Source organism: Arthrobacter sp. 35/47, assembly GCF_000520475.1.
GTDB lineage: Bacteria > Actinomycetota > Actinomycetes > Actinomycetales > Micrococcaceae > Arthrobacter_D > Arthrobacter_D subterraneus.
Map to the genome: position 1 here is coordinate 1 of NZ_KI914583.1, position 6914 is coordinate 6914.

6 protein-coding genes are annotated in these 6914 nt (G+C 66.0%); 2 read left to right on the plus strand and 4 right to left on the minus strand.

The features are described from left to right. The 3 genes from X803_RS0102440 to X803_RS0102450 form a co-directional block, all read right to left on the minus strand. On the minus strand, positions 1–1241 hold a 1241-nt coding region (locus X803_RS0102440), incomplete at its 3' end, for a hypothetical protein (protein ID WP_035777628.1). An 81-nt stretch (positions 1242–1322) separates the two neighbouring features. After that, on the minus strand, positions 1323–2930 hold the full coding sequence (locus X803_RS0102445) for a murein biosynthesis integral membrane protein MurJ (protein ID WP_245702789.1): 1608 nt from the start codon (positions 2928–2930) through the stop codon (positions 1323–1325). A 183-nt stretch (positions 2931–3113) separates the two neighbouring features. Continuing rightward, complete coding sequence (locus X803_RS0102450) at positions 3114–3593, minus strand: NUDIX hydrolase (RefSeq protein WP_245702795.1); 480 nt, start codon at positions 3591–3593, stop codon at positions 3114–3116. Between the two features lie 211 nt (positions 3594–3804). Between X803_RS0102450 and X803_RS0102455 the strand changes: the two genes are divergently transcribed. Both X803_RS0102455 and X803_RS0102460 read left to right on the plus strand, forming a co-directional pair. After that, the gene (locus X803_RS0102455; RefSeq protein WP_026543886.1) at positions 3805–5250 is read left to right on the plus strand and encodes a CCA tRNA nucleotidyltransferase; all 1446 of its coding nucleotides are present in this window, start codon (positions 3805–3807) and stop codon (positions 5248–5250) included. Then, positions 5247–5894: a histidine phosphatase family protein gene (locus X803_RS0102460; protein WP_051470375.1), complete on the plus strand. Its 648-nt coding sequence runs from the start codon at positions 5247–5249 to the stop codon at positions 5892–5894. Before X803_RS0102455 ends, X803_RS0102460 begins: the two co-directional genes overlap by 4 nt. A gap of 107 nt (positions 5895–6001) precedes the next feature. Here the strand turns inward: X803_RS0102460 and X803_RS20870 are convergent. Beyond that, positions 6002–6914: DUF418 domain-containing protein (locus X803_RS20870; protein WP_035777630.1), on the minus strand; the 913-nt coding region annotated here is incomplete at its 5' end.

The following is a 6914-nucleotide window of genomic DNA, read 5'->3' on the forward strand; positions in this document are numbered from 1 at the left end:
AGCTCGACCACCAGCGCCAGGTTCTGGGCGAGACCGCCGAACGTCTCGTTGGCGTACACAAGGCTGCCCCAGAAACTTGCCGGATTGTCATCGATGATCGCGCCGAGGTCGGCGTCGGTCTGTGAATTCAGTTCCGGATTGTCGGGGACAAGACGGGTGACACCCGTTGCGACCGGAGCAACCAGTTCCGGTTCGGGAGTAGCGGAATCCGTTGCGGAAGGCGATGTGGTCTGGCCTTCGGTGGCTTCAGTCGTGGCTTCTGCAGTGGTACTCTCGCTCGCTACGGGCGGGTCGAAGAGGGGCCGGAGCTGAGTTACGGCGAGAATGACGGCGCCGACAATCACCAGCGCGAGTATCAGACCGACAAGCAGGCGTGTGAAGCGCGGACTGTTCTCGCGGTCATCAACGTCGTCATACTCCTGGTAGGAGTCGTCGTCGTCGTACTGGGTGCCGGCAGCAGCAGCCCCGCCGCCCGCAGCGGCGGCCGGGAAACGCGATGCAGGTCGCTGTGAGGATCGGGAATCCTCTGACCGATCGGAATCATCGCCGGTCCAGGCGGAAATCCTGGGCTTATCCGTTTGCTCCTCGCCGGGGGCTGCACGTGGCGGGGCACTGGGCGGTGGCGGCACATTGGCCTTGTTCCCCGCTGGGCGGGACTCCGTGACACCCTGCGGAGCGGTGCCCTGCTCCGAGCGCGCGGATGCTGCGGCGGCACCAGCGGCTGCCCCACCGGCCGCAGCGGCACCAGCGGCCGCCCCGCGGCCGAACCGGGGCATGCGTGCTTTCGGCAGGCGTGAGGGGCGCCGCTCCGGCTCGTGGTGGTGGTCATCGTAGTAGTCGTCGTCCTCGTAGGTCTCCGGTTCCGTGGAGCGTGCCACGCCGAAAATCTCCGAGCCGAGTGTGTCCGTGAAGAACGGTTCAATGTAGGGGGCATCCTGCTGGATGACCAGGTCGAGGAGATCCGCTGCAGGTGCCCGATTGGTCACAAGGTAGGTCCCGGCGTCGGTGATCCCGAGGTCAAGGACCTGGATGTTGCCGGGGCGTTCGCCAGTAGCTACCTCGCGCGCGCTCGTGGCCACCTGGCTCGCGTTGGAGACCGAGGCCACCAGAATGCTCACTGGACGATTCAGCACCTGATCGACGCCGTCCAGCACCAGGTCCTTCTCAGCAGAGGCCAGTACGTAGGCGGTGACCTTATAGCGGCCGCCCAGTACTGAACCGACATCTACTGCTTCTGGCACGAGTTCCTCCCGGATGTGGATACTTTGTACCAATGCTACCGGTCACTTCCGGGCATACTGCGCTACGCGCGGCGACCGCCCCTAGCGGCGGCGAAACCGGGACAGCAGCGGCGCAAGGAAGTCACTCAGTTCAGTGACCCTCAGGACCTTCAGCATTCCGACATACACAGCCGCCATGACCGGCCCGACCACCAGAAGCACGACGGCGGCGCTCGCCACCGACTGCCAGGCGAAGCCGTCCGGCCGGTAACCACCGAAGGCCCAGAGCAGTCCCGCTCCGACCGCAGCCGCCATGAGGCCGGCGATAGCCAGACGGACATGGACGTCGTAGATGTGCCCTGCGCCGTATCCGCCGATTTTTCGGACCAGGAACAGGTGGCTGACGATGACGGCGATGATGTTGCCGACCGTGAAGCTCAGCGCCAGCATGGGGACAATCAGGCTGGGTTCAAACAGGCTGGCGGTGAGGGCAAGGGCCACACCCGCGACAGAGAGGATGAGCTGGATCTTCAGCGGTGTGATGGCATCTTCAGCGGCGTAGAAGACGCGGTTCATGAAGAAGTTGGCGCTCAGGAAGGGCGACCCGACGGCCAGCAGCGTGATGACCACGGCGTTGAGCGCGCCGCCTTCCCGGATGCCGCCGGAAAAGACCATGCCCAGCGGTCCTGCCAGCGTGAGGAGTGCTGCTGCACCGAAGACCGTCGCGACGCCGATCGTGCGCAGGCCCAGTGACAGGGTCTCCTTCGTGGTCCGCAGGTCGTTCTGGGAATGTGCGGCGGCGAGGCGGTTGAACATCACGGTGGCCAGCGAGAGCGCGATCACCGAATGCGGGAGAACGTAGACCAGGGCGCCGATATCAAGGTTGGTCAGACCGGCAATGTAGGTGCCTTCGGGGAGCTCGGTGCGGGCCTCGGTGGCGATAGTGGCGACCCACTGATTGACCATGTACAGGCCGTTGCCGATCAGCATGGTGACGATGGTGATTGAGGCGAGCCGGCCGGTCTTGCCCAGCCCCACGCCGCGCCACCCGAATTTGGGTCGGAGGCCAAGGTGCAGGCGGCGCAGCGGCACCAGAAGCACCAGCGCCTGGACAACGATGCCGAGGGTGGTTCCGCCGGCGAGGAGCAGGGTGTGGGTGGGCGTCCAGGTATCGGGAGTATGCCCGGTGGTCCGCTCGGCACCCATCAGCGCAATGAATGCGATCAGGAACCCGATGGACACGATGTTGTTGACCACGGGCGCCCACATATACGGACCGAATGACCCGTTGGCGTTGAGGACCTGGCCAATGATCGAGTAGAGACCGTAGAAGAAAATCTGCGGGAGGCACCAGTAGGCGAAGACGGTGGTCAGTGCCAGCGCATCCCCGGACACATTGGTGAGCAGGTCCGCGAGGAAAGGCGCAGCCAGGGTGATCAGCACCGTCATGATGAACAGCACGATCACGGAGAGGGTCATGAGGCGGCTGACGAAGTCCGAGCCGCGGTCTTCCTGCTGGCTCGCCCGGATGATCTGGGGCACCAGCACGGCGTTGAACACGCCGCCGGCGATCATCAGGAAGATGTAGGTGGGCAGGTTGTTGGCTGCCGGGAAGAGGTCCGACACCGCCCCGGCCGTGCCGATCGCGGTGGCAAGTAGGGCAACCCGGACGAGCCCGAGCAGGCGGGATACCAGGGTGCCCGCAGCCATGATCGCACTGGATCGTGCGGTGGAATCGGTAGGCGGCACATTCCCGGGCGCAGCGGGACGGCGACTGGGAACCACGCCCGCATCCTGGACGGGTATTGAGGCGGTGTTGGTATCAGACATCGTGACTTATCGTCTCACCAATAACGGACGACGCCGGTCACCGGCCGCAACCTGCGGACGGGATCAGAGGTACTGCGGCAGCACTTCGCGGGCGAGGTCGGCGATACGGCGCTCATTCGGGAAGGACAGCTTGCGGCCGAGGTCGGCGAGCGGCACCCACGCCACATCAACCGCCTCGTGATCGGGATCATTCTCGATGGTGAGGTGCCCGCCGGTGGAGACAAGCAGGAAGTGGTGGACCGTCTTGTGGACGCGGTGCCCGCTGACGGTGAACCAGTAGTCGATGCTCCCCAGCGCAGCCAGGACGCGGCCGCGGATGCCGGTTTCCTCTTCGATTTCCCGTACTGCTGCCTGCTCGTTATTCTCCTGGTTTTCCGGGTGGCCCTTGGGCAGGCACCACTCGAGGCGGCCTCCGCGGTTGAGGCGGGCAATGATGGCCACATTGAGGAGGTCAGTGGAGGTGTCGACGACGATTCCGCCGGCTGACACTTCCTCCACAGTGGGAAGGCTCTGGTGGATCAGGGGCGCGCTTGTCCGGCCCATTGACGCTGTCAATGGGGTGCGCTTCGGGGCGCTCGGAACAGGACGGTCCATGACCCCACTCTAACGACCTTTCCGGGCCGATGATGACCGGGCACGCGGCATCGGCGTCCCCGTGCAGAACCCTCCGCGTGTTGCCCGCCACCGCCTGCGTCGGAGACGTTTGGCTGCCCGTAATGGTGTTTGGGCTGATCTCTGGCACGCTTAAAGAACTATGGTGCACCTGTTGGAAAATTCCCCGCTGACCGCCCCGCTTCCGGCGGTGGTGACCGAGCTCGGCCGGCTCTTCGCCGAAGCCGGCCATGAACTTTCCCTGGTGGGCGGCCCGGTCCGTGACCTGTTCCTTGGACGGGTTTCTCCTGACCTTGATTTCACGACGGACGCGAGCCCGGACCAGACCATTTCCGTTGTGCGCCCCTGGGCGGATACCTTCTGGGAGATCGGCCGTGAGTTCGGGACCATCGGGCTGCGCAAGGACTCGTTCACCATCGAGGTCACCACGTACCGCGCCGAGGCCTATGACCCGTCCTCCCGCAAGCCGATGGTCGCGTTTGGCAGCAACCTCGAGGAAGACCTCCTCCGCCGTGACTTCACCATCAACGCCATGGCCCTGCGGCTTCCCTCCCTGGAGCTGGTGGACCCGTATGGAGGAGTCAAGGACCTCCATGCGGGGGTGCTGCGCACTCCGGGCGCGCCGTCGTCGTCGTTCTCTGATGATCCGCTCCGGATGATGCGGGCAGCGCGGTTCGCCTCCCAGCTGGGAGTGGAGGTGGCACCGGAGGTGCGGGAGGCCATGACGGCCATGGCGGAGCGCATCACCATCATCTCGGCGGAGCGGGTGCGCGATGAGCTGACCAAGCTGATCAACGGAGCGCAGCCCCGCCGGGGTGTTGACCTCATGGTGTCCACCGGGTTGGCCGACCACGTGCTTCCGGAGGTGCCGGCGCTGCGCCTTGAGATGGACGAGCATCACCGGCACAAGGACGTCTACCAGCATTCGCTGACGGTCCTTGAGCAGGCCTGCCAATTGGAAACCGACGACGACGGCGCGGTGCCGGCCCCCGATTTCATCCTCCGGTTCGCTGCCCTGATGCACGACGTCGGCAAGCCGGCAACGCGGAAATTCGAACCGACAGGTGCGGTCAGCTTCCGCCACCACGATGTGGTCGGCGCGAAGCTGACGGCGAAACGGATGAAGGCGCTCCGCTTCGACAACGACACCATCAAGGCCGTGGCGCGCCTGGTGGAGCTGCACATGCGCTTTTACGGGTACGGTGAGGCCGGCTGGACGGATTCGGCGGTGCGTCGGTACGTCACCGATGCGGGGCCGCAGCTCGAGCGGCTGCACCGGCTCACGCGGTCGGATGTCACCACGCGCAACCGCCGCAAGGCAGAGCGCCTGGCCTTCGCGTATGACGATCTTGAGACCCGCATCGCGGTGCTGACCGAGCAGGAAGAGCTCGCATCGATACGGCCGGACCTGGATGGAGAACAGATCATGGGACTGCTGGGCATCCGGCCGGGGCCGGTTGTGGGACGGGCGTACCGCTTCCTGCTGGAGGAACGTATGGAACATGGGCCGCACAGCCGCGAGGAGGCCGAGGCCAAGCTGCGCGTTTGGTGGGCGGACCAGCCCGAGTCGGCCGGAGACCGGTCATGAGGCAGCCGGGCGCGGCTGCTGCGGACCTCACCCCCGCGGGCACCCCGCTGCCGAACCTCTGGCTCCTGCGCCACGGTGAAACCGAATGGTCCAGGGACGGCAACTACACCGGCCTCACGGACCTTGCCCTGACCCCTGCAGGTGAGCAGCAGGCACGCGATGCGGCGGCACGCGTGGCCGGCGTCGAGTTTGACCTGGTGTTCACCTCCCCGCTGCAGCGTGCGCGGCGAACGGCGGAGCTGGCCGGATTCCCGGACGCCGACGTGCTTCCGTATGCCCACGAATGGGACTACGGCGACAACGAGGGCCGCAACAGTGCGCTGGTCCGCCAGGAAAACCCGGGATACCTCATCTGGAAGGACGGGGCCCCCAACGGTGAGACCCTGGCCGAGGTCGCCGCCCGGGCGGACCGGATCATCTCCCGCGTGCAGGCGGGCTGCGGTACGCCGGCGGACCGGGATCCGGAGGCAACGCCGGTGCGGAACGCGCTGTTGGTGGCGCACGGCCATTTTCTGCGCATCCTGACGGCGCGGTGGCTGGAGTTCGAGCCGGTCGAGGGCCGGCGCTTCATCCTGGGGACGGCGGCGGTGTGCGCGCTGGGTTGGGACAAGCGCACTCCCGCGATCCTGCGCTGGAACATCTAGGCGCACGGTACTTGCAGTGCGGTGGGCAACCAGGACACTTCCCCGAGCAATCTGGTCCACGGTGAGGAAATGCTGCCCACCTTTGTCCAGCCTGCTCCCGGCAGACGCTAGTTCTGCAGCGCCTGCGGGCGCCGGCGACCGTAGGTGGCGCGGCGAAGCAGCCACTCGGCCGGTCCTGTGCCCACCCGGGAGAGCAGCAGTCTGCTCAGCACCAGTTGCGTGATGAAGATGACGACGGCGATGCCCGCCACCGCTGCCGCCGGCAACCGGTCGGAGAGTCGCAGGCCGTAGGCGGTGAAAAGAAGCGCCAGGATCGCTGACTGCAGCAGGTAGTTGGTCAGTGCCATACGCCCTGCAGGGGCGAGGAAGGCACACAGTCCAGCGCCCGGCGTCGTACGGAAGAACAGCAGCAGGAGACACACGTAGCCGGCTGTGAGCAGTGGGGCGGTGAGGGTTGAAATGCCGACGGCGAGAACACTGAACCGGTCACCGTCCACGTAGGTGGTCAGGTAGGCCTGCAGTATTCCGGCGGTGAGGCCGAGAGGCAGGCAGACCGCCGTCGTCGTCCTCAGTTTGCGGTACGGCAGCCAGCCCTCCAGGAGTCCGGCCCGGCCGGCTGCCAGACCGATATAGAACATTGCCAGCGAGAGCGGCCCCTGAAAGAAGACCACCCCGGCAACGTTTTCGAAGAAGTGGTCGGCGTTGGTGGCGAAGGCGGCACCCGGACTGCGGGTCAGGGCGCCGGGGTCTGTGGTGAGGGTAAGCGAGGGAAGACCCGCGCCACCGACCGCGATCAGCAGGCCGACCGCCAGGATCAGGGATCCCATGATGCCGATGATCGCTGCGCCCACGGTAACCGCCGAGTAGGTACGGATCGAGTGGGTGGCCAGCAACACCATGCCCATGAGCGAGTAGGTCAGAAGGATGTCGCCGTAGAACAGCAGGAGGCCGTGGGCAAGACCAAGAACAAACAGGGCAGCCAGGCGCCGGCGCATCCGCGACGCAGGGGAGGCGCGGGCA

Bases quoted from the DNA above. Each gene is read 5' to 3' on its own strand.
- X803_RS0102445 (WP_245702789.1), bottom strand. From the start codon at position 2,930: ATGGCTGCGGGCACCCTGGTATCCCGCCTGCTCGGGCTCGTCCGGGTT.
- X803_RS0102450 (WP_245702795.1), bottom strand. From the start codon at position 3,593: ATGGGCCGGACAAGCGCGCCCCTGATCCACCAGAGCCTTCCCACTGTG.
- X803_RS0102455 (WP_026543886.1), top strand. From the start codon at position 3,805: ATGGTGCACCTGTTGGAAAATTCCCCGCTGACCGCCCCGCTTCCGGCG.
- X803_RS0102460 (WP_051470375.1), top strand. From the start codon at position 5,247: ATGAGGCAGCCGGGCGCGGCTGCTGCGGACCTCACCCCCGCGGGCACC.